This window comes from Streptomyces sp. NPDC058579 (assembly GCF_042718575.1).
In the GTDB taxonomy this organism is placed as follows: Bacteria; Actinomycetota; Actinomycetes; order Streptomycetales; family Streptomycetaceae; genus Streptomyces.
On sequence record NZ_JBHXPI010000009.1, the window covers coordinates 18,082 to 41,883 of the forward strand.

At 72.2% G+C, this 23,802-nt stretch carries 23 protein-coding genes; 8 read left to right on the forward strand and 15 right to left on the reverse strand.

Annotated elements, in window-relative coordinates; genetic code table 11:
- Positions 1-6 precede the first annotated feature (6 nt).
- The 3 genes from ACFWRO_RS14195 to ACFWRO_RS14205 all read left to right on the forward strand — a co-directional run bounded on the left by ACFWRO_RS14195 (position 7) and on the right by ACFWRO_RS14205 (position 3,028).
- Positions 7-747: a FadR/GntR family transcriptional regulator gene (locus tag ACFWRO_RS14195; protein WP_384509245.1), complete on the forward strand. Its 741-nt coding sequence runs from the start codon at positions 7-9 to the stop codon at positions 745-747.
- Between the two features lie 114 nt (positions 748-861).
- Positions 862-2,322, forward strand: a complete 1,461-nt coding sequence (gene eat, locus ACFWRO_RS14200; RefSeq protein WP_384509248.1) for an ethanolamine permease — start codon at positions 862-864, stop codon at positions 2,320-2,322.
- A 28-nt stretch (positions 2,323-2,350) separates the two neighbouring features.
- A complete protein-coding gene (locus ACFWRO_RS14205; protein ID WP_384509251.1) occupies positions 2,351-3,028 on the forward strand; it encodes a gamma-glutamyl-gamma-aminobutyrate hydrolase family protein in 678 nt (225 codons plus the stop codon).
- 147 nt (positions 3,029-3,175) lie between these two features.
- On the opposite strand, the gene ACFWRO_RS14210 is transcribed toward ACFWRO_RS14205, so the two are convergent.
- Positions 3,176-4,111: a LysR family transcriptional regulator gene (locus tag ACFWRO_RS14210; RefSeq protein WP_384509253.1), complete on the reverse strand. Its 936-nt coding sequence runs from the start codon at positions 4,109-4,111 to the stop codon at positions 3,176-3,178.
- Positions 4,112-4,181: 70 nt separating this feature from the next.
- Here ACFWRO_RS14210 and ACFWRO_RS14215 point away from each other — a divergent pair, with 70 nt between their 5' ends.
- Positions 4,182-5,339: a TDT family transporter gene (locus ACFWRO_RS14215; protein ID WP_384509256.1), complete on the forward strand. Its 1,158-nt coding sequence runs from the start codon at positions 4,182-4,184 to the stop codon at positions 5,337-5,339.
- Here ACFWRO_RS14215 and ACFWRO_RS14220 read toward each other — a convergent pair.
- The 4 genes from ACFWRO_RS14220 to ACFWRO_RS14235 all read right to left on the reverse strand — a co-directional run bounded on the left by ACFWRO_RS14220 (position 5,266) and on the right by ACFWRO_RS14235 (position 9,594).
- Positions 5,266-6,000 (reverse strand): helical backbone metal receptor, encoded by a 735-nt coding sequence (locus tag ACFWRO_RS14220; protein WP_384509259.1) that lies wholly within the window; start codon positions 5,998-6,000, stop codon positions 5,266-5,268. The two genes, ACFWRO_RS14215 and ACFWRO_RS14220, sit on opposite strands and share 74 nt — an antisense overlap.
- Positions 5,997-6,548, reverse strand: coding sequence for a helix-turn-helix domain-containing protein (locus tag ACFWRO_RS14225; protein ID WP_384509262.1), 552 nt, complete (start codon positions 6,546-6,548; stop codon positions 5,997-5,999). The genes ACFWRO_RS14220 and ACFWRO_RS14225 overlap by 4 nt, the downstream gene beginning before the upstream one ends.
- A 162-nt stretch (positions 6,549-6,710) precedes the next feature.
- Positions 6,711-8,516: an ABC transporter permease/substrate binding protein gene (locus tag ACFWRO_RS14230; protein ID WP_384509265.1), complete on the reverse strand. Its 1,806-nt coding sequence runs from the start codon at positions 8,514-8,516 to the stop codon at positions 6,711-6,713.
- Positions 8,509-9,594, reverse strand: coding sequence for a glycine betaine/L-proline ABC transporter ATP-binding protein (locus ACFWRO_RS14235; RefSeq protein ID WP_384509268.1), 1,086 nt, complete (start codon positions 9,592-9,594; stop codon positions 8,509-8,511). Before ACFWRO_RS14235 ends, ACFWRO_RS14230 begins: the two co-directional genes overlap by 8 nt.
- 289 nt (positions 9,595-9,883) lie before the next feature.
- Between ACFWRO_RS14235 and ACFWRO_RS14240 the strand changes: the two genes are divergently transcribed.
- Complete coding sequence (locus ACFWRO_RS14240) at positions 9,884-10,789, forward strand: 5'-3' exonuclease H3TH domain-containing protein (RefSeq protein ID WP_384509692.1); 906 nt, start codon at positions 9,884-9,886, stop codon at positions 10,787-10,789.
- 77 nt (positions 10,790-10,866) lie between these two features.
- Positions 10,867-11,703, forward strand: a complete 837-nt coding sequence (locus ACFWRO_RS14245; protein WP_384509270.1) for a siderophore-interacting protein — start codon at positions 10,867-10,869, stop codon at positions 11,701-11,703.
- 284 nt (positions 11,704-11,987) lie between these two features.
- On the opposite strand, the gene ACFWRO_RS14250 is transcribed toward ACFWRO_RS14245, so the two are convergent.
- A complete protein-coding gene (locus tag ACFWRO_RS14250) occupies positions 11,988-12,620 on the reverse strand; it encodes a MerR family transcriptional regulator (RefSeq protein WP_384509273.1) in 633 nt (210 codons plus the stop codon).
- A gap of 189 nt (positions 12,621-12,809) precedes the next feature.
- On the opposite strand from ACFWRO_RS14250, the gene ACFWRO_RS14255 reads away from it, so the two are divergent.
- Both ACFWRO_RS14255 and ACFWRO_RS14260 read left to right on the forward strand, forming a co-directional pair.
- Positions 12,810-13,712, forward strand: coding sequence for a hypothetical protein (locus ACFWRO_RS14255; protein WP_384509694.1), 903 nt, complete (start codon positions 12,810-12,812; stop codon positions 13,710-13,712).
- A complete protein-coding gene (locus tag ACFWRO_RS14260) occupies positions 13,709-14,149 on the forward strand; it encodes an ABA4-like family protein (protein WP_384509275.1) in 441 nt (146 codons plus the stop codon). The genes ACFWRO_RS14255 and ACFWRO_RS14260 overlap by 4 nt, the downstream gene beginning before the upstream one ends.
- An 18-nt stretch (positions 14,150-14,167) precedes the next feature.
- On the opposite strand, the gene ACFWRO_RS14265 is transcribed toward ACFWRO_RS14260, so the two are convergent.
- The 9 genes from ACFWRO_RS14265 to ACFWRO_RS14305 form a co-directional block, all read right to left on the reverse strand.
- A complete protein-coding gene (locus ACFWRO_RS14265; protein ID WP_384509278.1) occupies positions 14,168-15,313 on the reverse strand; it encodes a winged helix DNA-binding domain-containing protein in 1,146 nt (381 codons plus the stop codon).
- 19 nt (positions 15,314-15,332) lie between these two features.
- The gene (locus tag ACFWRO_RS14270; protein WP_384509281.1) at positions 15,333-16,721 is read right to left on the reverse strand and encodes a cytochrome P450; all 1,389 of its coding nucleotides are present in this window, start codon (positions 16,719-16,721) and stop codon (positions 15,333-15,335) included.
- Positions 16,722-16,933: 212 nt separating this feature from the next.
- Positions 16,934-19,762, reverse strand: coding sequence for a DEAD/DEAH box helicase (locus tag ACFWRO_RS14275; protein ID WP_384509284.1), 2,829 nt, complete (start codon positions 19,760-19,762; stop codon positions 16,934-16,936).
- Positions 19,763-19,834: 72 nt separating this feature from the next.
- Entirely contained in the window at positions 19,835-20,734 is a 900-nt protein-coding gene (locus ACFWRO_RS14280; protein ID WP_384509287.1) for a diacylglycerol kinase, read from the reverse strand.
- 44 nt (positions 20,735-20,778) lie between these two features.
- Complete coding sequence (gene tatC, locus ACFWRO_RS14285) at positions 20,779-21,693, reverse strand: twin-arginine translocase subunit TatC (protein ID WP_384509697.1); 915 nt, start codon at positions 21,691-21,693, stop codon at positions 20,779-20,781.
- Between the two features lie 106 nt (positions 21,694-21,799).
- Positions 21,800-22,081 (reverse strand): Sec-independent protein translocase subunit TatA, encoded by a 282-nt coding sequence (gene tatA / locus ACFWRO_RS14290; RefSeq protein ID WP_384509290.1) that lies wholly within the window; start codon positions 22,079-22,081, stop codon positions 21,800-21,802.
- A 229-nt stretch (positions 22,082-22,310) separates the two neighbouring features.
- Entirely contained in the window at positions 22,311-22,508 is a 198-nt protein-coding gene (locus tag ACFWRO_RS14295) for a hypothetical protein (protein WP_384509293.1), read from the reverse strand.
- Between the two features lie 35 nt (positions 22,509-22,543).
- Positions 22,544-22,807 (reverse strand): hypothetical protein, encoded by a 264-nt coding sequence (locus ACFWRO_RS14300; RefSeq protein ID WP_384509294.1) that lies wholly within the window; start codon positions 22,805-22,807, stop codon positions 22,544-22,546.
- A 25-nt stretch (positions 22,808-22,832) separates the two neighbouring features.
- Positions 22,833-23,789 (reverse strand): helix-turn-helix transcriptional regulator, encoded by a 957-nt coding sequence (locus ACFWRO_RS14305; protein WP_384509297.1) that lies wholly within the window; start codon positions 23,787-23,789, stop codon positions 22,833-22,835.
- Positions 23,790-23,802: the final 13 nt, after the last annotated feature.

The window sequence follows — 23,802 nt, forward strand, 5'->3', positions numbered from 1 at the left end:
GGGAACGTGTCCAGTACGAGTGAATCGCCCGCCCCGCAGGTTGACCGGCTGACGCCCGTGCTGCGGCCGGTCCGGGCGGGCAACGGCTTCGAGGAGGCCCTGGAGCAGATCCTCCAGGTGGTACGGCTCGGACTCGTGCCCGGCGGCGAACGGCTGCCCGCCGAGCGGGAGCTGGCCGACCGGATGGGGATCAGCCGGGTCACCCTGCGCGAGGTCCTGAAGGTCCTCCAGGAGCAGGGCCTGGTGGAGAGCCGGCGCGGGCGGTACGGCGGAACGTTCGTGCTGCCGCGCCCCCAGACGGCCGGCGAGGACGAGCTGCGGCGCCGGATCGCCGCCGTCGACGTCGAGGACACGCTGCGGTTCCGGGAGGTCCTGGAGGTCGGCGCGGCGGGCCTGTGCGCGGCGCACGGGCTCGACGACGAGGGCGCGGAGCGGCTCCGTACGGCCCTGGCCGCCACGCACGACGCCCCGCTGGCCGACTACCGGCGCCAGGACACCCTGCTCCACCTCACGCTGGCCGAGCTCTCCGGCTCCCCGACGCTGACCGCGCAGTACGCGGCGGTACGGGCGACGGTGAACGACCTCCTGGACTGCATCCCGCTGCTCGTACGGAACCTGGAGCACTCCCAGCACCAGCACACGGCCCTGGTGGAGGCCGTCCTCGACGGCGACGCGGACGGGGCCCGCGAGGTCATGCGCGAGCACTGCGGGGGTACGGCGGCGCTGCTGCGGGGCTTCCTGACGTGAGACGACAAGGCGCTCACGTAACCCGAAAGTAACGCACGGGGGTTGCATTCGAGCCGACCCGGCGCAAAGGTATGGCACCAATCCATTGGGCCCGACGCGGGAGCTGACGCTGCCATGACGCTCGAAGACACCTCCGGGGAAAAGACCGCACCACCGAACGGCACGGCACCGGACGACTACCTCGAACGCCGGGCCCTGCGCCGCGGCAGCGCCGGCTGGCTGCTGCTCACCGGCCTCGGCGTCGCCTACGTCGTCTCCGGCGACTTCTCCGGCTGGAACATCGGCCTCTCCAAGGGCGGCTTCGGCGGCCTCGCCATCGCGACCGTCCTGATGGGCGCGATGTACGCCTGTCTCGTCTTCGCGCTCGCCGAACTCTCCGCCATCCTGCCGACCGCCGGCGGCGGATACGGCTTCGCGCGCCGGGCGCTCGGCACCTGGGGCGGCTTCCTCACCGGAACCGCCATCCTCATCGAGTACATCCTCGCCCCCGCCGCCATCTCCATCTTCATCGGCGACTACGTCGAATCGCTCGGCCTGTTCGGCCTGGAGTCCGGCTGGCCGGTCTACCTCGCCTGCTTCGCCCTCTTCATCGGGATCCACCTCTGGGGCGTGGGCGAGGCGCTCCGCTTCAGCCTGGTCGTGACGGCGATCGCGGTCGCCGCGCTGGTCATCTTCGCGCTCGGTGCGCTGAGCGACTTCCACGTCGACGGCCTCAACGACATCCCGGTCGACGGGGAGGCGCTCGGCGCCAACTCGTGGCTGCCGTACGGTCTGCTGGGCATCTGGGCGGCGTTCCCCTTCGGCATGTGGTTCTTCCTCGGCGTCGAGGGCGTGCCGCTCGCGGCGGAGGAGGCCAAGGACCCGGTCCGCTCGATGCCGAGGGCGCTCGCCCTTTCGATGGGCATCCTGGTGCTGCTCGCCGTGATCACCTTCGTCGCGGCGACGGGGGCGCGCGGCTCGGCCGCGATCCAGGAGGCGGGCAACCCGCTGGTCGTGGCGCTGCAGGGCGACGGGGACCCGACGACGCTCAGCCGCTTCGTCAACTACGCGGGGCTCGCGGGGCTCGTGGCCTCGTTCTTCTCGCTCATCTACGCCGGTTCGCGCCAGCTCTTCGCCCTCTCCCGGGCCGGCTACCTGCCCCGGTTCCTCTCCCTCACGAGCCGCCGGAAGTCCCCGTACCTGGGTCTTCTTATCCCCGGCGGGATCGGTTTCGCCCTTGCGGCGGGGACCGGGGACGGCGCGCGGATGCTGAACATCGCGGTGTTCGGCGCGACCATCTCGTACGCCCTGATGGCGCTCTCGCACATCGTGCTGCGCCGCCGCGAGCCGGGGCTGCCGCGCCCGTACCGCACGCCGGGCGGTGTCGTGACCTCGTCGGTGGCGTTCGTCCTCGCCCTGTCGGCGCTCGTGGCGACGTTCCTGGTGGACAAGGACGCGGCGTTCATCGCGCTGGGGGTCTATGTGATCGCCCTCGCCTACTTCGCGTTCTACAGTCGGCACCACCTGGTCGCCAAGGCGCCGGAGGAGGAGTTCGCGGCGCTCGCGGCGGCCGAGGCCGAACTCGACCGCGACTGACCCGCCCTTCCCTGATCTGGAGGAATCCGTGCCCAAGCCGCTCATCGGCGTGACGACCTACTTGGACCAGGCCCGTTGGGGCGTGTGGGACATGCCGGCGGCGCTGCTGCCGGCGCAGTACCCGCGACTGGTGCAGGCGAGCGGCGGCCTCGCGACGATGCTCCCGCCGGACGAGCCGTCCGCCGCCGCGTCGGTGGTGGCGCGGCTCGACGGCCTGGTGATCGCGGGCGGTGCGGATGTGGAGCCGGTACGGTACGGGGCCGAGCCCGACCCCCGTACCGGCCCGCCGGCCCGGGCCAGGGACACCTGGGAGCTGGCCCTGATCGAGGCGGCGCTCGCCTCCGGGACCCCGCTGCTCGGCATCTGCCGGGGCATGCAGCTCCTGAACGTGGCCCTCGGCGGCACGCTGATCCAGCACCTGGAAGGCCACGTGGAGTCGGTCGGCGTGATCGGCCGCCACGCGGTCAAGCCGGTCCCGGGCACGCGGTACGCGTCCCTGGTCCCGGAACTGACCTCGGTCCCGACCTACCACCACCAGGCGGTGGACCACCTGGGCACCTACCTCTCCCCCTCGGCGTACGCGGAGGACGGCACGATCGAAGCAATCGAACTCCCGGACCCGGTCTGGGCCCTGGGCGTCCAATGGCACCCCGAAATGGGCGAGGACCTGAGAGTGATGCGAGGCCTCGTGATGGCGGCGACTTGAGGGGGCGGGGGGGCTTAGGGGCCCGGCGGTGGCGGGGCCCTAAGGGGCCGCGGGGAAGCCAAGGCGCGTGTCTTTAGGGGCGCGGGGAACTGCGCGAACAACCACCACGCACCCGCACCCGCACCCACCCACCGGCCAACCCCACCGTCACCCCACCGGCGTCGCCCGGGTCAACGACAGAAGATCCCGCGCCGGCCCCGTAGGCCGATGCCCCGTAGGCCAGACCGCACGCAACTCCCGCCGCAACAGCACCCCCGCGACCGGGATCTCCACCAGCCGCCGCGACGCCAACTCCTCCGCGATCGCCAGCTCGCTCAGGACCGCCGGCCCCGCACCGCTCACCGCCGCCGCCTTCACCGCCGTCGTGGAGGCGAGTTCGAGCAGCGGCTGCGCGAGCCCCCCGTGCGCGGAGAGCGCCGAGTCGAGGACCTGACGCGTGCCCGAGCCGCGCTCGCGCAGGATCAGCGGGGTCGCGGCCAGCTCCCCCGGGTCCACGGGCTTGCGACGCCGCGCCCACGCGTGCGACGGCGCGGCGACCACGACAAGCCGGTCGCGGGCGACGACCGCCCCGTCCAGGCCGTCCGGCACGGCGAGCCCCTCCACGAACCCCAGGTCCGCCTCGTCGCCCAACAGCCGCTCCGCGACCGCCGCCGAGTTCCCCGCCATCAGCGACACCGCCGTGTCCGGCCGCCCCGCGCGCAGCGCGATCAGCCACCCGGGCAGCAGGTACTCGGCGATCGTCATCGACGCGGCCACCCGCAGCCGCGAGTCCCGCCGCCCCCGCAGCGCCTGCGCCCCCGCGTCGAAGGCCTCGGCCGCCTCGACGATCCGCCGCGCCCAGTCCGTGACGAGCGCCCCCGCGTCCGTGAGCCGCGAGCCGCGCGGTGAACGGTCCACCAGGGCCACCCCGAGCTGCCGCTCCATCGACCGGATCCGGCTGCTCGCGGCGGGCTGGGTGATCCCGACCTCCCGGGCCGCCCGCCCCAGACTCCCGTGCCGGGCGACGGCGAGGAGCAGTTCGAGCGCGCCGAGGTCGGGGACCCGGTGGGACAGGGGTGAGGTCTCCGCAGGCTCGTTGCTCATAAAGTCAGCTTATGACGTCATAGCGCCAAGATCCCTGGTCGGGCCCGTTCCACCGCGCGAGGGTGGAGCCATGGCAACCCTCGCACCTTCCCGTCCGGCCCCCCTCGCCACCACCCCAGGCGTGCGGGCGGCCGCGGTCCGTCACCTCGGCCCCAACTGGTACGCCTCGGTGATGGGCACCGCCATCGTCGCCAACGCGGGGGCCACCCTCCCCGTCGACGCCCCCGGTCTCCGCACCGCCTGCACCGCCGTCTGGGCGCTCTCCCTCGCGATGCTCCTCACTCTGCTCACGGCCCGCGCCCTGCACTGGGTCCACCACCGCGACCGCGCCCGCGAGCACCTCCTCGACCCGGCCGTGGCCCCGTTCTACGGCTGTCTGTCGATGGCCCTGCTCGCCGTCGGCGCCGGCGCCCTGGTCGTCGGCCAGGACTGGATCGGCCCGACCGCGGCCGTCGCCCTCGACACCGTCCTGTTCTCGGCCGGTACGGTCATCGGCCTGACCGCCGCCGTGACGATCCCGTACCTGATGGTGGTGCACCACAGGATCGAGGGCGCCTCGCCCGTCTGGCTGCTGCCCGTCGTCGCGCCGATGGTCTCCGCCGCCGTCGGCCCGCTGCTCCTGCCCCACCTGCCCGCCGGGCAGCCCCAGGAGACCCTGCTGATCGCCTGCTACGCCATGTTCGGCATCAGCCTGCTCGCCACCCTCGTGATGCTGCCCCTGGTCTTCGGCCGGCTGGTCACCGGCGGGCCCCTGCCCCTCGCGCTCACCCCCACGCTCTTCCTGGTCCTCGGCCCCCTGGGCCAGTCGACGACCGCCGCGAACAAGTTCGCCGACGTCGCCCCCGGCGTGCTGCCCGAGCCGTACGCGCACGGCTTCGGCGCCTTCGCCGTCCTCTACGGCGTGCCCGTCATGGGCTTCGCCCTGCTGTGGCTGGCGCTGGCCGGCGCGATGGTGCTGCGGGCCCGGCGGCAGGGCATGGGGTTCGCGATGACCTGGTGGGCCTTCACCTTCCCCGTCGGCACCTGCGTGACGGGTGCGGAGGGGCTCGCCCACCACACCGGCCTCGCCGCCTTCCGCTGGCTCGCGATCGCGCTGTACGTGTTCCTCGTCGCCGCCTGGCTGGTGGCCGGAACCCACACCCTGCGCGGCCTTTTCAGCGGTGCGCTGCTCGCAGGGCCCGGGCGAGGACCCGTGGCGCCTCTGCGAGCGACGGCCCGTACCACGTGAGGTGACGCCCGCTGACGAGCGCGGCGGCGGTCCCGGGGAACGCCTCGGGGCCGTCGTCGCGCGTGAAGCGGTACGGCTCGTCGGGCAGGACCACCAGGTCGGCTCCGGACGCCCGCAGTTCGTCGAGCGGGACGCGCGGGTAGCGCTCGGCGTGGTCGGCGTACAGCTGCCGGACGCCGAGCCGGGCCAGCAGGTCGCCCGCGAAGGTGTCGCGGCCGAGGACCATCCAGGGCCGTCGCCAGATCGGCACGACGGCGGTGAGCGGCGGACCCGGCGCCTCGACGGCGGCCCACGCCTCCTCCGCCTCGTCGAGCCAGCGCGGCCGGTCCCGTACGCCGCAGGCCCGCAGCGTCCGGTCCAGCTCCTGGAACGCCTGGTCGAGCGTGCGCACCTCGGTGACCAGGACCTCGATCCCCGCGGCGCGCAGGGCGGCCAGGTCGGGGGCGCGGTTCTCCTCCTCGTTGGCGATCACGAGGTCGGGGCGGAGGGAGGTGATCGCGGTGACGTCGGGGTTCTTGGTGCCCCCGATCCGTACGACGTCGAGATCGGCGGGGTGGCTGCACCAGTCGGTGGCGCCGACGAGCAGGCCGGGCGCGGTGACGGCGACCGCTTCGGTGAGGGAGGGCACGAGGGAGACGACACGGGCCGGCCTCACGCTCATGTGTCGTCGGCCTCGATGTGCTCGGCGACGGCCACGACGAGGAGGCGGGTGCCGGGCTCGGTGGCGCGCCACCGGTGCCGTACGCCGCCGGAGAGATAGAGCGTGTCGCCGCGTTCGAGCCGGTACGCCCGGCCCTCGGCCTCGACCTCGGCGGCGCCGTCGGCGACGAACAGCAACTCGTCGTTGCGGTGCTGGAATTCGCGGCCCGCGTCCCGCTCGCCGGTGAATTCGAGCGCGTGCAGCTGGTGGCGGCCGCGGACCAGGGACCGTACGCCCTCGGGCATCGCGTGCGGCTGCTCCTCGGCCCGTACGACGTCGACGGTGCGGGCGGCCTCGGCGGCGGCGAGGAGCTCACCGGCCGAGGTCTCGAGCGCGCCGGCGACCAGTTCGAGGGAGCGCTTGCTGGGGCGGGCCCGCTCGTTCTCGACCTGGCTGAGGAAGGGCACGGACAGGCCGCTGCGCGACGCCACGACGGCCAGGGTGAGCTTGAGGGCCCTGCGGCGCTTCTTGACGGCCGCGCCCACGCGCAGGGATTCCTTGTCGTCCATGTCGGCTCCCTCCCTCGTGCCTCGGTGCCTGCGTACTGGTCGGTTACCTGAACCTTACGCAGCTTTGGCGCGGGGTTTCGCGTCGTGGCGAAAAGGGGTGGCCGCCGAACACGCTCGGCGACCACCCCTTTTCGGACAGGAGTCAAGAATCCTGCGTGGGTGCTACTGCGGGGCCAGCTTCTCCGCGAGGCCGGGGTTCTTCTCCAGCCAGCCGCGGACGGCCTCCTGCTCCTTGCCCTTGCCGGTCTTCTGGATGGCGGCTTCGAGATCCGTGAGCTGCTTCTCGGTCAGCTCGAAGTTCTTCAGCCAGGCGCCGACCTCGGGGTTCTCGGCGGAGAATCCCTTACGGGCGAGGGTGTGCACGCCGTCGCCGGCGCCCCAGGTGCCCTTGGGGTCCTTGAGCTTCTTCAGGTCGTACGTCGAGTAGGCCCAGTGCGGCGACCAGAGCGTCACGACGACCGGTTCCTTCTTGTCGTACGCGCGCTTCAGCTCGGCGAGCATGCCGGGCGTGGAGCCGTCGACGACCTTGTACTCGCCCTCCAGGCCGTACTCCTTGAGGACCTTGTCCTTGAGGATGCCCATCATTCCGGCGCTCGGCTCGATGCCGATGATCCGGCCCTTGAACTCGCCGCTCTTGCCCTTGAGGTCGTCGAGCGAGTCGACGCCCTTCATGTAGGACGGCACGGACAGCTCCAGGGAGGTGGGGCCGAACCAGGAGCCGAGGTCCTCCAGCTTGTTCTGGTACTTCTCCCAGTACTGGGCGTGCGTGACCGGGAGCCAGGAGTCGGTCTGGAAGTCGATCTGGCCGCCGGCCAGGCCGGTGTAGAGCGCGCCGGCCTCCAGCTGCGTGGCCTCGACCTCGTAGCCGCGCCGCTCCAGCAGTTCCTTCCAGAGGAAGGTGGAGGCGATGCCCTCGTCCCAGGGGATGTAGCCGAGGTTGATCTTCTTGCCGTGGCCGATGTCCTTGCCGCCGGCGGTCGTCGAGGACGTGCCGCCGCCGAGGAAGCCCATGCCGCCCGCGACGAGCGCGAGGACGACCACGCCGACGAGGGCGGTGACGGGCTGCGGGCGGTGGTTCCAGAGCTTCGCCCCGGCGCGCGCGGCGGTCGCGGCCCGCGCCTTGGCGAGCGCGCGGCGGCCGACCGGCGAGACCTGGCGGCCGAGCGCGCCGGTCATCCGGTCCAGGTACATGGCGAGGATGACGATGGAGATGCCGGCCTCGAAGCCGAGGCCGATGTCGACGTTGCCGATGGCGCGGTAGACCGCGCCGCCGAGGCCGCCGCCGCCGACCATGCCGGCGATGACGACCATGGACAGGCCCAGCATGATGACCTGGTTGATGCCGGCCATGATCGTCGGCAGGGCGAGCGGCAGCTGCACGCGCAGCAGGGTGTTGCGCGGGGTGGTGCCGAACGCCTCGGCCGCCTCGACGAGTTCGCCGTCGACCTGGCGGATGCCGAGTTCGGTCATGCGGACGCCCGGCGGCAGGGCGAAGACGATGGTGGCGATGATGCCGGGGACCACGCCGACGCCGAAGAAGATGATGCCGGGGATCAGATAGACCATGGCGGGCATGGTCTGCATGAAGTCCAGGACCGGGCGCAGCACGGCGCTGACGGTCTTGGAACGGGCCGCCCAGATGCCGAGCGGGACCGCGATCACCAGGGTCACGAGCGTCGCGACGAGCACCAGGGAGAGCGTCGCCATGGCGTCGTCCCACAGGTCGACGGAGTCGACGAGCGCGAAGCCCGCGAAGGCGAGCACACCGGCGGGCAGGCCGCGCAGCCACCAGGCGACGACGGCGAGGATGCCGGCGAAGAGCAGCGGCTCGGGCGCGGAGAGGACCGCGTCGATGCCGTCGTAGAGACCGGTGACGACGGTGGTGATGGCGTCGAAGAGCCAGGAGAACTGGGCCTGGAGCCAGTCCACGGAGCTGTCGACCCACTGGCCGAGGGGGAGCCTAGGCATGCGCGGCCACCTCCTTCGTACCGGTGCTGCCGGGGGTGCAGGCGACGGGCGGGCGCTGCTCGTCGCCGATGAAGCCGATCAGCCGGGACTGCGGTACGACACCGACGACGGTGCCGTCGGTGTCCTTGACGGCCACCGGGTGCGGGACGCGGGCGCTGACCGCGCACAGGTCGGCGACGAGGGTGTCGGGGCCGACGGTCTCGCAGCCGCAGGCGTCCGCCTTTGCGGGGGCGTCCGCCTCGGTCATCACGGCGGCGGCCGTGAGCACGCGGGAGCGGTCGACGTCCTGGATGAAGGAGGCGACGTAGTCGTTGGCGGGGCGGATCAGGATGTCCTCGGAGGTGCCGAGCTGGACGATCCGGCCGTCGCGCATGACCGCGATGCGGTCGCCGAGGCGCATGGCCTCGTTGAGGTCGTGGGTGATGAAGACGATGGTCTTCTTCAGCCGCTTCTGCAGTTCCAGGAGCTGGTCCTGCATGTCGCGGCGGATCAGCGGGTCGAGCGCGCTGAAGGACTCGTCCATGAGGAGCAGGTCGGCGTCGGTGGCGAGCGCGCGGGCCAGGCCCACGCGCTGCTGCATGCCGCCGGAGAGCTCGTCGGGCCAGGACTTCTCCCAGCCGGCGAGGCCGCACATCTCCAGGGCCTCGGTGGCCCGGGTCTCGCGCTCGGCGCGCGGGACTCCCTGGACCTCCAGGCCGTAGGCGGCGTTCTCGAGGACGCTGCGGTGCGGGAAGAGCGCGAAGTGCTGGAAGACCATGCTGATCTTCTTGGACCGCACGGTGCGCAGGTCGCGGGGGTTCAGCGCCGTGAGGTCCTTGTCGTCGAACAGCACGCGGCCCGCGGTGGGCTCGAGCAGGCCGTTGAGCATGCGCAGGAGGGTGGACTTGCCGGATCCGGACAGACCCATGACGACGAAGATCTGGCCGGGCTCGACGGTGAACGAGGCGTCGATCACCGCCGCCGTGGTGCCGTCTGCGCGGAGCTCGTCGCGGTCCGCGCCGTCATTGAGTTTCTTGACGGCTTCGTCGGGTCGTCTGCCGAACACCTTGTACAGATGGTCGGCCTGGAGCCTGGACACATATACCTCACGCGTTGAAAGGAAACGGCCTGCCACCCCCGCGGCCGGGCCGTGGAGCGGGGCGGGTTCGGCCCGCGCCTCCCGTGATGTACGCCGATTCGTCGGTGAATCCGTTGAATCCCGTACCGGGTCCGCTCCGGGCCCGCGCCTGCCCGGGCGTCGCGAACGCAAACCCAAAGGTGACGGGGGTCACGACGGACGGTCCGGTTCGCCGGTCCGGGCGGGCGCTGCGTCGTCCGGGGCGGGTGTCAGTGGGGTGCGGCATGATCGGGGTGTGACCCGACGCCTGATGCTCCTCGACACCGCCTCCCTGTACTTCCGCGCGTACTTCGGCGTGCCGGACTCGGTCCGGGCCCCGGACGGCACGCCGGTCAACGCCGTGCGCGGTCTGCTGGACTTCATCACCCGGCTCGTCCAGGACCACCACCCGGACGACCTGGTGGCCTGCATGGACGCCGACTGGCGCCCGCAGTGGCGGGTGGACCTGATCCCGTCGTACAAGGCGCACCGGGTCGCCGTGGAGACGGAGACCGGCCCGGACGAGGAGGAGATCCCGGACACGCTCTCCCCGCAGGTGCCGGTGATCGAGGACGTCCTGGACGCACTGGGCATCGCCCGGATCGGTGTCGCGGGGTACGAGGCGGACGACGTGATCGGGACGCTGGCGGGGTGGGCGAAGGGTCCGGTGGACATCGTCACGGGCGACCGGGACCTCTTCCAGCTGGTGGACGACGAGCGCGCGGTGCGCGTGCTGTACCCGCGCAAGGGCGTCGGCGACTGCGACCTGGTCGACGACGAGCTGATCCGTACGAAGTACGGGGTGCGGGCGGACCAGTACGCCGACTTCGCGGCGCTGCGCGGCGACGCCAGCGACGGGCTGCCCGGGGTGAAGGGCATCGGCGAGAAGACGGCGGCGCAGCTGATCACGGAGTACGGCGATCTGGCGGGCGTGCGCGCGGCCGCCGTGGACCGTACGTCGAAGCTGACCCCGGCCAAGCGGCGCGGGATCGTGGAGGCCGCGGCGTACCTGGATGTGGCGCCGACGGTCGTCCAGGTCGCCGGAGACGTACCGCTGCCGGAGTTCGACCCGGCGCTGCCTCGCGTGCCCAAGGACCCGGAGGCGCTGGCGGGCCTGGTGACGCGCTGGGGTCTGGGCGGGGCCGTGAGCCGCCTGCTGCCCGTCCTGGGGCGCTGAGGCGCTCTGGGCCCCCGAGCGTCAGGGATGCTAGCTTAGGCAAACCTAAGTTCGCGAGTCAGTCAGGGGAGACCGTCGTGGCAGAGCAGCCGGCGCGCAAGGCACCGCAGGCCAACGAGGCACGGGTCGTGCGCACGGAGCGGATCACGCCTCACATGGTGCGGGTCGTGCTGGGCGGGGAGGGCCTCGACGCGTTCTCGGTCGGCGAGTACACCGACCACTACGTGAAGCTGCTCTTCGCGCCGGAGGGCGTGAGCTACCCGGAGCCGTTCGACATGGAGCGGATCCGCGCGGAGTTCCCGCGCGAGCAGTGGCCCACCACGCGGACGTACACGGTACGGAGCTGGGACCCGGTCCATCGCGAGCTGACCGTCGACTTCGTGGTCCACGGCGACGAGGGCCTGGCGGGTCCGTGGGCGGCGCGGGCGCAGGCGGGCGAGACGGTGCGCTTCCTGGGGCCGGGCGGCGGTTACGCCCCGGACGCGGAGGCGGACTGGCACCTGCTGGTGGGCGACGAGAGCGCGCTGCCGGCGATCGCGGTGGCCCTGGAGCGGCTGCCGGAGGGCGCCACCGTGCACGCCTTCGTGGAGGTCGCGGACGCGGCCGAGGAGCAGAAGTTCGCGACGGCGGCGGGCATCGAGGTGACCTGGCTGCACCGCGGCGACCGCCCGGCGGGCGAGGCGCTCCTGGAAGCCGTGAAGGGCCTGGACTTCCCGGCCGGCGACGTCCACGCCTTCGTCCACGGCGAGGCCGGCTTCGTGAAGGAACTCCGCCGCCACCTGCGCCTGGAGCGCGAGGTCCCGCGCGAACGCCTGTCGATCTCGGGCTACTGGCGCCTGGGCAAGACGGACGAGGCCTGGCGCGCGATCAAGCGTGACTGGAACGACCAGGTGGAACGCGAACAGGAGAACTGAGGCAGGCGGGGCGGAGGCCGGGGCCGGGGGGGGCCGCGGCCGACCGTGCCCCTTGGGCTCCGCCCGCTGTGGGCGGCCGAGCGCCGTTGACCGGCCGGGTGCCGTGGGCCGGACCGCCGTGCGCCCGTGGGCCGGGTGCCGCGTGCCCGTGGGCCGGACCGCCGCGTGCCCGTGGGCCGGACCGCCGTGTGCCCGTGGGCCGGGGTGTCACGCCGACCCCACAGGCGGCCCATGCTTCCGACGGGCGCCGCCCGCTCCGGTCCCGCAGGCCGCCCGCCCACCGCTCACACCCCCGTGCCGAACATCTTCCGCGACGCGTCCACGTGGGCCATTCTCCGTAGCGCCGCGAAGATCGCGTCGCCGAGCACCGTGCCGACCACTACGCTCTCCACCAGCTCGTCCCGCTCCACATTGCGCGCGACGTACTCCAGGTCCGCACCGGCCACCTGCTCCGCCGCCCCCGCGTAGGCGTCGAGCACCTCGGCGAACCCCCCGTGGCCGACCTCCGTCAGCGTCGCCAGGGCGACCGCGAGCGCCTCCGCCGCCGGACTGGCCTCGTCCGTGCGCCAGCCGCGCCGCTCGATCAGGTCGGCGACCGCCGCCCGCGCCTCGACGATCTCCTCCCCCACCTCCTCGCGGGTGCGCGGCACCACCCGGTCGGCGGCCGCGCCCAGCATCTTGTGCACCGGACGGTCGCGGTCCTCTATCGCCTCGATGACCTCGCGGATCGCGGCGACCGACAGCCCTCCGACGTCCAGGAGCGCGCGGACCAGGCGCAGGCGCCGCTCGTGCGACTCGCCGTACGAGGCCTGGTTCGGGCTCGTCAACTCCCCGGCCGGCAGCAGCCCTTCCCGTACGTAGTACTTGATCGTCGGCACCGACACCCCGGTCCTGCGACTCAACTCTCCGATGCGCACCCTGCGTTCACCTTCCCGTTCTCGCTCGGGACTTGCCCAGCGACCCGCCCATCATAGATAGTGGCGCTATCAGATAGCGGCGAGTGCCACTATCCATAATGCTCGGGACAACCCACGGGGGTACCCATGTCCTCACCCTTTCCGCAGCTCCGCGAGCTCCACCGGCCGCTGCTCTGGTTCTCCGCCTCGATGGCGTTACTCGCGGTCGTCGCCCTCGGCGGCCTGATATTCGACGACCGGATCCTGGTCGGCGCCCCGATATGGGCGAAGCCGTTCAAGTTCGCGGTCTCGTTCGTCGCGTACTGCATGACCCTCGCCTGGATGCTCACCCTGCTCCCCCACGGCCGACGGCTCGCCTGGTGGGCGGGGACGGTGGTCGCCGTGACCGGTCTCGGCGAGATCGTGCTGATCACGATGCAGGCGATACGCGGCAGGCAGAGCCACTTCAACAACGAGACGCCCTTCGACGCCGCCGTCTTCCGGACGATGGGGTACACGATCGTCGTCCTGTGGCTGGCCGCCCTGGTCATCGCGATCCTGCTGCTCCGCGCCCGGATCCTGGACCGCGCCACCGCCTGGGCCGTCCGCCTCGGCTCCCTGATCGCCCTCGCGGGCGCGGCGATCGCCTTCTTCATGGTGGTGCCCACCCCCGAGCAGCGCGCCGTCGGGGACGACCGGGGGATCGTCGGCGCGCACAGCGTCGGCGTCGCGGACGGCGGCCCGTCGATGGCCGTGACCGGCTGGTCCACCACCGGCGGCGACCTGCGCGTCGCTCACTTCTTCGGCATGCACGCCCTCCAGGTGATCCCGCTTCTGCTGCTCGCCCTGGTCACGCTCGCCCCGAGGTTCGCCCGACTGCGCGACCCGCACGTACGGCTCCGGTTGACGCTCGTGGCCTCGGGCGCCTACGCGGCGGTCCTCGCCCTCCTCACCTGGCAGGCCCTGCGCGGCCAGCCGCTCACGCACCCCGACGCCACGACCCTCACCGCCGCGGCCGCGATCGCCCTGCTCGCGGGCGCGGCGACCTGGACCTCCCTGCGACACAGCGGGGGCCGCACCACACCCACCACCACCCTGGAGTCCGCCTCATGACCGGCTTCCTCTTCGAGCTCGCCTTCTACCTGGCCGCGCCCGTCTGGCTGCTGATGATCTTCGCCCCGTCCTGGCGGTTCACCGAGCGTCTGGCGGCCTCCCCGCTGACCGTCGTGCCGATCCTGGCGGTCTACCTGGCCATGGCCCTGCCGGTCTTCCCGGAGCTGTGGGCGGCGGTCACAAGCCCGGACCTGGACTCCTTCCGCGACCTCACGGCCAGGGCCAACGGGGCGGGCGCGATCTGGGCCCAGGTCATCGCCTGGGATCTGCTGATCGGCCAGTGGATGTACCTCGAGGCCCGCCGACTCCGCCTCTCCCCCTGGCTGATGGGCCCCCTCCTGATCCTGACGATCCTCCTGTCCCCCTTCGCCCTCCTCGTCTTCCTGGCCGTCCGCGCCGTCCGCACCACGAGGAGGCCGGCTCCCCACCGCACCTGAGGAGTCGGCCCGGACGCCTCACGCCCCGGGCAGCAACCGGACCTCGCCGACCGGGAGTTTGCTCCACCAGTGGTCGTAGCGGCGGTAGACGCGGGGCTCGCGGTCGGCGAGGAAGGCAGTCAACGCACGGGCCTCCTCAGCGAGTCCCTCCCAGACCTCGTCCGGCAGGTCGTGGAAGGCGGTCGCCTCGATGCCCCCGTCGGCCGGCCGCCACACACCGGCGACGTAGCCGTCGACCAGCAGGGTCGGCAGCACGTCTCCGTTCCTGCGGATGACCGTCGTGCGGTAGTCGGGCGGGATGATTCGCGACCGGTCGGCGTAGGCCAGCAGGGTGCTGTCCCACATGGCCATCAGCCGTGGCGGGGCGGGGGTGTCCTGGTCCGGGCGGGCCGCGCCCGGGACGTCGAACAGCTCCTCGCCGCCCGGCCCTTCCCCCCTTTCGAGCTCGTCCCTCAGCGTCTCAAGGACCCTCCTGACCCGGGCCCGCTGGACCAGGGCGAACTGCGCCATGTCCGCCGCCGACGCGGGCCCGAACCCCTCCAGGTAGCGCAGGAGGAGCGTCCGCAGGGCGGCGTCGGACGCCTCCGGATCCGCCGGGCCCGGCGGATCCGGGGGCGCCACGTACCAGGGGCGTTCCCCGAAGGACCACGGCGGCGCGGTGGGCGCGTGCACCAGGGGCGTGTAGTGCCGCAGCGCCCACCACGCGCCGGACTTCGGCGCGGCCCCCACCCGCTCCTGGATCCAGGCCTCGTACTCCGCACCCGTCCTGGGCCTGTCGGCGAAGGCCAGCAACTCCGGGACGAGCAGGTCCGCGTCCTCCGCGGTCAGGCCGGACGCCGCGAACCGGCGATCGCCGATCTTGGCACCCCGCAGCAGCGGATGCACGGCCTCCCGGAAGGTCCGGAAGTCGTCGACGTGGACGGCGTGCAAGGTGACCCGCATCAGAGTCGACTTGACGACCGTCCCCCGGGCGAACGCCCCGTCCAGGTCGGCGGGGTCGAACCCGACGGTCCGGTTCCACAGCGCGAGGTACGGGGAGGCCGGCTGCTGCGCCTGCAGCGCGACCACCTTCCGTACCGCCTCGGCGGCACCGAGCCGCTCGCGCCGCAGCAGCGACTGCCGGGCCAGAGTGGAACGGTTGAGCCCGCGCGCACTGATCTTCATACCGGCATCGTCCCGCATCTCACGAGCGGGCGCGGACCGTGGCGAGGACGTCCCGGTCGGGCTGGAGGGTCAGGCTCGGCACCGGGCGTATCTCCCCGGCCCCGAGGTCCAGGTCGAGCCGGAACCGCCGGGCGAGGACGGCCAGGATCAGGACGGCCTCGACCATCGCGAACCGCGTCCCGAGACAGACCCGAGGCCCGCCGCCGAAGGGGAACCACGCGTACTCCGGTATCTCCTCGGCGGGCTCGCCCTCCACCGCGCCCCAGCGCTCCGGGCGGAACTCCTCCGGATCCGTGAACCACCGCCCGTCCCGCTGGGTGGCCCACTGGCTGGACCACACGCGCGTCCCCGCAGGAACCTCTCTCCCGCCGAGGGTCGCGCCCTCCCGGGCGACACCGGTGATGAGCCAGATCGTCGGGTAGAGCCGGAGCGTCTCCTTCACCACGGCCTGGGTGTACGGCAGCTGGGCGTAGTCGTCGAAGCCCGGTTCACGGTCGCCGAGGACCCGGTCGAGCTCCTCGCCGAGGGCGTCCCGCACGCGGGGGTTGTGGGAGAGCAGCTGCCAGGCCCAGACGAGGGTGGAGCTGGTGGTCTCATGGCCGCCGATGTACAGCGTGACGGTCTCGTCGCGGATCTCCTGGTCCGAGAGGTGCGCGCCGGTCTCGTCCTGGGCGGCGAGGAGCCGGCTGAGCAGGTCGGGCCGCTCGGTGTCGCCGCCGCGATGGCGGGCGACGACGCGGCCGACCTCGGCGTCGATGACGGCGGCGGCCCGCTTGATGCGGGACCGCCCCGGAGTGGGCACCCAGTCGGGCAACAGGGCGCCGATCCCGCTGAATTCGGCGCCGATCTCCTTCTGCGCCACATCCATGGCCCGGCCGATGGCTTCGGCGTCGGCCGCGGTGTCGACGCCGAAGATGGTGCGGACCGCGATCAACTGGGTCAGCGCGGCCATCTCCTTCTTGATGTCGACCCGCTCCCCTTCGCCCCACCGGTCGGCCAGGGCGATGGCGCACTCGGCCATCGTGGCGGCGTAGGACCGCACCTGCTTGGGCCGGACGGAGGGCTGCACGAGGGAGCGCTTGCGCCGCCACTCGGCACCCTTGGCGACGACCACGCCGTTGCCAAGGAGGGTACGGAAGGCGATGCCGAGGTCGGAGTGCTCGAAGGTGCTCTCCACCTCCGTGAGGAGTTCACCGATGGCGTCCGGGTGGGCGATGAAGAGCGAGGGGCCCCGTCCGAAGCGCCAGCTGACGAAGTCGCCGCGCTCGCGCAGCCGCTCGAAGAACGCGAGCGGGTCCTTGCCGAACTCCGGCAGATTCCCCAGCAGCGGTACGCCCCGTGGCCCCGGCACGATCTTCTGTCCTTCGGCCGTCTCGTCGACGGCGGCCGAACCGGCTTGCGTGGTCACGTGCGTCCCCTCCCAGCGGTGTTGCCCGGTGTGGTGCGGTGTCGACATCCATGGAATCGGAGACGTCCGACACTCCGCCACCCCTGTGGACAACGCCCTGTGGACAACACCCGCAAGATCCGGACAACCCGCCCGCGCCGCACAAGCCGAAGGGCCCGCAGCGCGCCGATCCGGCGTCAACCACGGGCCCCCTCAAGCGACATGACAGTGCGTCAGCCCACCGAGCTGTACGCCACCACACCCCTCAGCAGCGAGTCGACCGCCTTGCGGGCGTTCTTGGCGACCGTGCTGTTCTCCTTGGGCGCGGCGGCCGCGATCTGCCCGAGGACGTCGATGACCTGCTTGCACCAGCGCACGAAGTCGCCGGCGGGCATCTCGGCCTCCCGCAGGACCTCGTCGAGCCCCTTGTCGGAGGCCCACTGGTAGGCGGCCCAGGCGAAGCCCAGGTCCGGTTCGCGCTGACCGACGCCCTCCGCCTGGTTGATCTTGAACTCTTCCTCCAGGGCGTCGAGCCGCCCCCAGATCCGCACCATCTCGCCGAGCGCGGCCTTGGCGTTCCCGGTGGGAAGCTTCGGCGCGACGGCGTCGTCGGACTGCCGGGCCTCGAACACCAACGCCGAGACGCACGCCGCCAGTTCGGGCGGCGTCAGGCCCTCCCAGACCCCGTCGCGCAGGCACTCGCTGGCCAGCAGGTCGAGTTCGCCGTAGAGCCGGGCGAGCCGCTTGCCGTTGTCGGTGACGTCGTCCTCGCGCAGATAGTCGAGCTCGGTGAGGAGCGCGACGATCCGGTCGAAGGTCCGGGCGATGGTGTTCGTCCGCCCCTCGATGCGCCGCTCCAGCTGCTTGGTGTCACGCTGCAGCCGGTGGTAGCGCTCGGCCCAGCGGGCGTGGTCCTCGCGCTCGTCGCAGCCGTGGCAGGGGTGCGCCCGCAGCTCGGTGCGGAGCCGGTTGATCTCGCGGTCGTCGGCGGCGGCCGAACGCTCCTTGCGGTTCCGGTCGGGGTTCAGGTGCCCGGCCTTGGTCCGCAGGGCGGAGGCGAGGTCCCGACGGGACTGCGGGGAGCGGGGGTTGAAGGACTTCGGGATCCTCAGCCGCTCCATCGCCTCCACCGGGACCGGGAAGTCGATCGAGGCGAGCCGCTTGACCTGACGCTCGGCGGTGAGCACCAGCGGACGCGGCCCGTCGTGGTACTCGAAGCCGCGGTGGCCGTTGGTCCGCCCGGCCGGGATCCCCGGGTCGAGGACGAGGGCGAGGCCGGCGAACTTGCCCGTGGGCACGTGGATGACGTCGCCCGGCTTCAGCTTCTCCAGCGACGCGGCGGCCGCGGCACGGCGCTGCGCGGCGCCCTGCTTGGCCAGTTCGGTCTCCCGGTCCTTGAGGTCGCGGCGCAGCCGCGCGTACTCCTCGAAGTCCCCGAGGTGGCACGTCATGCCCTCGCGGTAGCCCTCGATGCCCTCCTCGTTCTTCTGGACCTGGCGCGAGATGCCGACGACCGACCGGTCCGCCTGGAACTGCGCGAACGAGGTCTCCAGAAGCTCGCGCGAGCGGTGCCGCCCGAACTGGTCGACCAGGTTGACCGCCATGTTGTACGAGGGCTTGAAGCTGGACCGCAGCGGGTACGTGCGCGTGCCCGCGAGTCCGGCGAGGTGGCCGGGGTCCAGACCCCGCTGCCACAGGACGACGGCGTGCCCCTCGACGTCGATGCCGCGCCGCCCCGCGCGCCCGGTGAGCTGGGTGTACTCGCCGGGGGTGATGTCGGCGTGCTGCTCGCCGTTCCACTTGACGAGCTTCTCCAGGATCACGGTCCGGGCGGGCATGTTGATGCCGAGCGCGAGGGTCTCGGTCGCGAAGACCGCCTTCACCAGGCCGCGGACGAACAGCTCCTCGACGACCTCCTTGAAGCTCGGCAGCATGCCGGCGTGGTGGGCGGCGATGCCGCGCTCCAGGCCTTCCAGCCACTCGTAGTACCCGAGGACGTGCAGGTCCTCGGACGGGATGGCGGCGGTGCGCTCCTCGACGATCTCGCGGACGCGCAGCCGCGCCTCTTCGTTGTTGAGCCGCAGCCCGGCGTACATGCACTGCTGGACGGCCGCCTCGCAGCCGGCCCGGCTGAAGATGAAGGTGATGGCGGGCAGGAGCCCTTCGGCGTCGAGCCGTTCGATGACCTCGGGCCGTCCGGGCGTCCAGATGCGGGAGCGCTGGCGGCGCTCGCGCTCCCGGTCGGCCTCGCGGACCATCTTGCCGCGCCGCCGCTCACGCGGGTTGTACGTACGGGAGTTCTCCGTGCGGGCCAGGCGCAGCAGGTCGGGGTTGACCTCGCGGCGGGACGCGCCGCGGCCGCCGTGATCGGTCTCCTCCTCGAAGAGGTCGTACATCCGGCGGCCGGCCAGGACGTGCTGCCACAGCGGCACGGGGCGGCTCTCGGAGACGATGACCTCGGTGTCGCCGCGTACGGTGTCGAGCCAGTCGCCGAACTCCTCGGCGTTGGAGACCGTCGCGGAGAGTGAGACCAGTGTCACCGACTCGGGGAGGTGGATGATCACTTCCTCCCAGACGGCGCCGCGGAAGCGGTCCGAGAGGTAGTGCACCTCGTCCATGACCACGTATCCGAGGCCGCTGAGCGCCTGGGACCCGGCATAGAGCATGTTGCGGAGGACCTCGGTGGTCATGACGATGACCGGGGCGTCTCCGTTGACACTGTTGTCGCCGGTGAGGAGGCCGACCTTGTCCTGGCCGTACCGCTTCACGAGGTCGGCGTACTTCTGGTTCGACAGCGCCTTGATCGGTGTCGTGTAGAAGCACTTGCGCCCCTGGAGCAGGGCGAGGTGGACGGCGAACTCGCCGACGATGGTCTTGCCGGAGCCCGTGGGCGCGGCGACGAGCACGCCCTTGCCCGCTTCGAGGGCCTGGCAGGCCTCGATCTGGAAGGGGTCCAGACCGAACTCGTACATCTCGCGGAAGGGGGCCAGCGCCGTGGCCTGCTCGGCGTTGCGGGAGCGAGCAGCTGCGTACGCTTCGGCTGGTGTGAGGTCCTCTGTCATCTTGTTGTCGAGCCTACCCGCCACCTCTGACAGTGACGCGATCTTTAATGAGGGACGTAGAACCGGCCCCTATCAAGGGCTCGGCGGCGCCAGCACCCGCAGCGCCCCCGGCACGCACTCGGCGGTCAGCGGCAGCGGTCCGAGCGGCTCGCCGTCGGCGTAGCCGGTGATTCCGGGGGCGTCGAGGGTGACGGACCGGACGCGGTGGACCGTGACGGCCGGGTGGTCGAGGTGGGTGCCGCGGTAGACCTTCGGGAAGACCTTGATCAGCGTCGTTCGGCTGCAGTCGCCGACGACGGTGACGTCGAAGAGGCCGTCGTCCATGCGGGCGTCGGCGCAGATCCGCATCCCGCCGCCGTACGACGTCCCGTTGCCGACGGCCACCAGGGTCGCCTCGACCTGCCGCTCGGTGCCGTCGTCGAAGGCGAGGCGGTAGGGGACGGGCCGGAACGCGGCGAGCTCGGCGATCATGGCGAGGTCGTACTTGAACCGCCCGGCGGGCAGCCGCATGCGGTTGCCGCGGTCGTTCACGCGCGAGTCGAAGCCGGAGGCGAGGACGGTGCCGAACCAGCGGTCGCCGACCCGGCCGAGGTCGATGTCGCGGCCGCCGCCGCCCTTGAGGAGTTCGGCGGCGAGCCGCCCGGCGGCCGCCGGTTCGCGGACGGGCAGGCCGAGGGAGCGGGCGAAGTCGTTGCCGGTGCCGACGGCCACCACCCCGAGGGGCGTACGGGAGCCCGCCAGGGCCTGGAGCGCGAGCGAGACCATGCCGTCGCCGCCGACGGCGACCAGCGCGCCGGTGCCGGCCGCGACGGCCTCACGGGCGCGCCGCAGGGCGTCCTCCGCGTCGGCTCCGAGGACGGTACGGACGGAGAATCCGGCGTCCCGGAGCGCGCGGGCGGCCGGCTGCGCGGCGTGCGCGCCCCGGCCGCGTCCCGCGGTGGGATTGACGAAGAGGGTGATCTCGCTGGTCATGGGTGTGTCCCCCCGGAGGAGTCTGGGGGGAGGACCCTACAAGATCAGGTGACGTCGTCGTAACTGCCGGGACCGAGGGCCCTGCCGCCGTCGGCCTGCCCGCTGGACTGCTCCGGCAGGGCGCCGCGGGTCGCTCCGACGGGCTCGACGGCGCCGACGGCCTCGGGCGTGAGGTCGAGGCTCGAGGCCTCGTCGTCGTCCAGCTCGGCGTCCGGGTTGTTGCGGGCCCGGCGTCGGTCGTTGAGGATCGAGACGCCGACCGCGATGAAGTAGAGGACGATCATCGGCCCGGAGAGGGCGATCATGCCGAAGGGGTCGGTCGACGGGGTGGCGACCGCGCCGAAGACGAAGACGCCCATGATCACACCGCGCCACCAGCCGGCCATGCGCTTGCCGGTCACGACGCCGGCGATGTTGAGCATGATCAGCAGCAGGGGCAGCTCGAAGGCGACTCCGAAGACGAGCACCATGCGCGTGGTGAAGTCCAGGATGTCGTCGAGCGAGACGAAGTTCGAGGCGACGTCGGGCGTGATGCTGATCAGCACCTTCACGCTGACCGGCATGATCAGGTACGCGACGTAGGCACCGGCGGCGAAGAGGGGCACGGCGACGGCCGCGAAGTAGTACGTGTACCGCTTCTCGCTCTTGTGCAGGCCGGGCGCGACGAACGCCCACAGCTGGTACAGCCAGACCGGGGAGGCGGCGAGCAGACCCGCGAGCATGACCACCTTCACCGTCGAGGTGAAGGGCGACAGCACGGTCTGGTACGCGATGACGACGCAGCGCCCGCCGGTGTTGTCGGCGATCGAGGTGCCGGGCGGGCACTTCGGGACGGGCGAGGAGAGGAAGTCCATCAGCTGCTGGCTGAAGAACGCGGCCACGACCGAGGCCAAGACCACCGCGAGCATCGCCTTGGCGACCCGGTTACGGAGCTCGCGCAGGTGTTCCACGAGCGGCATCCGCCCCTCGGGATCCTTCTCCTTCTTCGTGCGGGCAGGCTTGAGCAACCCACGTCCTCATCTCGTGCGGCAGGCCGGCATGCGGCGGCCTTGGGGTCGAACGGGGTCAGCGCTGCGTGGTGTCCGAGGGCTCGGTCACGGGGCGGGCGGAGGTGACGTCGCCGGGCGAGGCCTTGATGGTGCGCTGCGCGGCGGGCTGCTCGGCCGGCGGGTCGGCGGGGGCGGGCTGCTGGCCACCCTCGGTCTTCATCGCCTTGGCCTCGCTCTTCAGGATGCGCGCCGACTTGCCGAGGGAACGGGCCATCTCGGGGAGCTTCTTGGCGCCGAAGAGGAGCACGATGACAAGGAGGATCAGGCTGATCTCGAGGGGACCGATCTGACGGAACATAAGCGTGGTCTACCTTCTCATCGAGGCGGCTGGGATGGTGCTGGTGGTCGCCGCCCGGACTGGTGCCCGAACCCCGACCGTCAGCGATCGTAACGCGCACGAGTAAACGCAGGGCAATCCCCGTGCGTACACCCGTTTGCGGCCCGCACCTCTTGATCAGGGCCGCGCCCACGAGCGTACCCCGCGCCGCGCGCCGGGAGGAGAGCGCTACCGGCCGCCGGACAGCGCCTCAGCGCAGCGCGCCGCCGGTCCGGGTCAGGTCCTCGGTGGCCCTCTCGAGCTCCTCGGCGGCGCGGGTGATGCGCTCGGTGGTGCGGGTCACCTGGCGGCCGAGCCGCTGGGCTTCGAGGAAGACCTTGATGCCGAGGACACCGAGGACGGCGATGCCGAGGAATCCGAGGGCGATGGCGAGCATGGGCCAGAACATGGGGCGAGCCTAGACGGTGGGCGGCTGTCGGGACGTCAGACGGTGGAGTGCAGGCGCAGGGTGCGGACGCCGCCGCCGGTGAGGAGTTCGACGATCCGCTCGCCCGCGGGCTTGCGGACGGAGCTGCCGCACTCGGGGCAGGTGAACGAGTAGAAGGTCGTACGGCGGCTGGCGCCGATGGCGAGGCGCAGGGAGCCCGCGGCGAGTTCGAAGCGGGCGCGGCAGTCGGGGCAGGCGGCCTTGAAGAAGACCGGCGCGATCGAAGCGGTCATTCCGTGCATCACGGACAATTCCCTCATCCCTCTCCCCTGTCTCTCCCGTGCCTCACGCCTGGCTCTCGTACGCCGCGAGCGCCGCGGTCGCCGCCTCCCGCGCGCTGTCGGCGAGGTCCTGCGGGGAGACGATCCGCCCGTCGCTGCCGAGGCGCAGCGCGAGACGCCGCAGCGAGGCGGGGGCGGGCGTCCGCAGCGTGATCCGCAGCCCGCCGTCGGGCAGCTCGTCGGCCGCGTCGTGCGGGTAGTACTCGGCGACCCAGCGGCCGCCGGGACCCACCTCGACGACGACCTCGGGGTCCTCGGCGGACGGCTGGACCAGCCCCTCCGACAGGTCCCGCAGCTCGATCTCCGGCGGCGCGGACTGCTCGTCCAGGATCCGGATCTCGGCGACCCGGTCGAGCCGGAAGGTGCGGCGCGCCTCCGAGAGCCGGCACCACGCCTCCATGTACGTGTGCCCGACGGCGAACAGCCGGATCGGGTCCACCTCGCGCTCGGTGAGCTCGTCGCGGGCGGGCGAGTAGTACCGCACCCACAGCCGCCTGCGCTCCGAGATCGCCCGGTCCACCTCGGCGAAGACACCGCCCTCGGACTCGAAGGTCACCGAGAGCCGCGCGCTCGCCCCGGCGACCTCCCCGGCCGCCGTCTCCAGCTTGGCGGTGGCCCGCAGCAGGGCCTCCCGGTCGCCCTCCCGCAGCCCGGGCAGTGTCGCCACGGCCCGCGCGGCGACCAGCAGGGCCGTCGCCTCGTCGGCGGCGAGCCGCAGCGGCGCCGCCACGTCGTCCGGGTTGTGCCACCAGATCCGGTCGCCGTCGGTGTCGATGTCGAGCAGGTCGCCGCCGCGGAAGCTCGTGCCGCACATCGGCAGCACGTCGAGGTCCGAGATCAGCTCGTCCTCGGTGATCCCGAAGGCGCGCGCCACATCGGCGACATGCGCGCCGGGACGCTCACGGAGGTAGGTGACGAGGGAGAGCATCCGCCTCGTCTGGTCGATCGCGTTCGCAGCCATGCTGTACGTCTCC

Excerpts from the sequence above, each read along its gene's own strand:
- eat (WP_384509248.1), top strand. The coding sequence starts at position 862 with ATGACGCTCGAAGACACCTCCGGGGAAAAGACCGCACCACCGAACGGC.
- ACFWRO_RS14210 (WP_384509253.1), bottom strand. The coding sequence starts at position 4,111 with ATGAGCAACGAGCCTGCGGAGACCTCACCCCTGTCCCACCGGGTCCCC.
- ACFWRO_RS14215 (WP_384509256.1), top strand. The coding sequence starts at position 4,182 with ATGGCAACCCTCGCACCTTCCCGTCCGGCCCCCCTCGCCACCACCCCA.
- ACFWRO_RS14220 (WP_384509259.1), bottom strand. The coding sequence starts at position 6,000 with ATGAGCGTGAGGCCGGCCCGTGTCGTCTCCCTCGTGCCCTCCCTCACC.
- ACFWRO_RS14225 (WP_384509262.1), bottom strand. The coding sequence starts at position 6,548 with ATGGACGACAAGGAATCCCTGCGCGTGGGCGCGGCCGTCAAGAAGCGC.
- ACFWRO_RS14230 (WP_384509265.1), bottom strand. The coding sequence starts at position 8,516 with ATGCCTAGGCTCCCCCTCGGCCAGTGGGTCGACAGCTCCGTGGACTGG.
- ACFWRO_RS14240 (WP_384509692.1), top strand. The coding sequence starts at position 9,884 with ATGCTCCTCGACACCGCCTCCCTGTACTTCCGCGCGTACTTCGGCGTG.
- ACFWRO_RS14255 (WP_384509694.1), top strand. The coding sequence starts at position 12,810 with ATGGCGTTACTCGCGGTCGTCGCCCTCGGCGGCCTGATATTCGACGAC.
- ACFWRO_RS14260 (WP_384509275.1), top strand. The coding sequence starts at position 13,709 with ATGACCGGCTTCCTCTTCGAGCTCGCCTTCTACCTGGCCGCGCCCGTC.
- ACFWRO_RS14265 (WP_384509278.1), bottom strand. The coding sequence starts at position 15,313 with ATGAAGATCAGTGCGCGCGGGCTCAACCGTTCCACTCTGGCCCGGCAG.
- ACFWRO_RS14275 (WP_384509284.1), bottom strand. The coding sequence starts at position 19,762 with ATGACAGAGGACCTCACACCAGCCGAAGCGTACGCAGCTGCTCGCTCC.
- ACFWRO_RS14280 (WP_384509287.1), bottom strand. The coding sequence starts at position 20,734 with ATGACCAGCGAGATCACCCTCTTCGTCAATCCCACCGCGGGACGCGGC.
- tatC (WP_384509697.1), bottom strand. The coding sequence starts at position 21,693 with ATGCCGCTCGTGGAACACCTGCGCGAGCTCCGTAACCGGGTCGCCAAG.
- tatA (WP_384509290.1), bottom strand. The coding sequence starts at position 22,081 with ATGTTCCGTCAGATCGGTCCCCTCGAGATCAGCCTGATCCTCCTTGTC.
- ACFWRO_RS14295 (WP_384509293.1), bottom strand. The coding sequence starts at position 22,508 with ATGTTCTGGCCCATGCTCGCCATCGCCCTCGGATTCCTCGGCATCGCC.
- ACFWRO_RS14300 (WP_384509294.1), bottom strand. The coding sequence starts at position 22,807 with ATGAGGGAATTGTCCGTGATGCACGGAATGACCGCTTCGATCGCGCCG.
- ACFWRO_RS14305 (WP_384509297.1), bottom strand. The coding sequence starts at position 23,789 with ATGGCTGCGAACGCGATCGACCAGACGAGGCGGATGCTCTCCCTCGTC.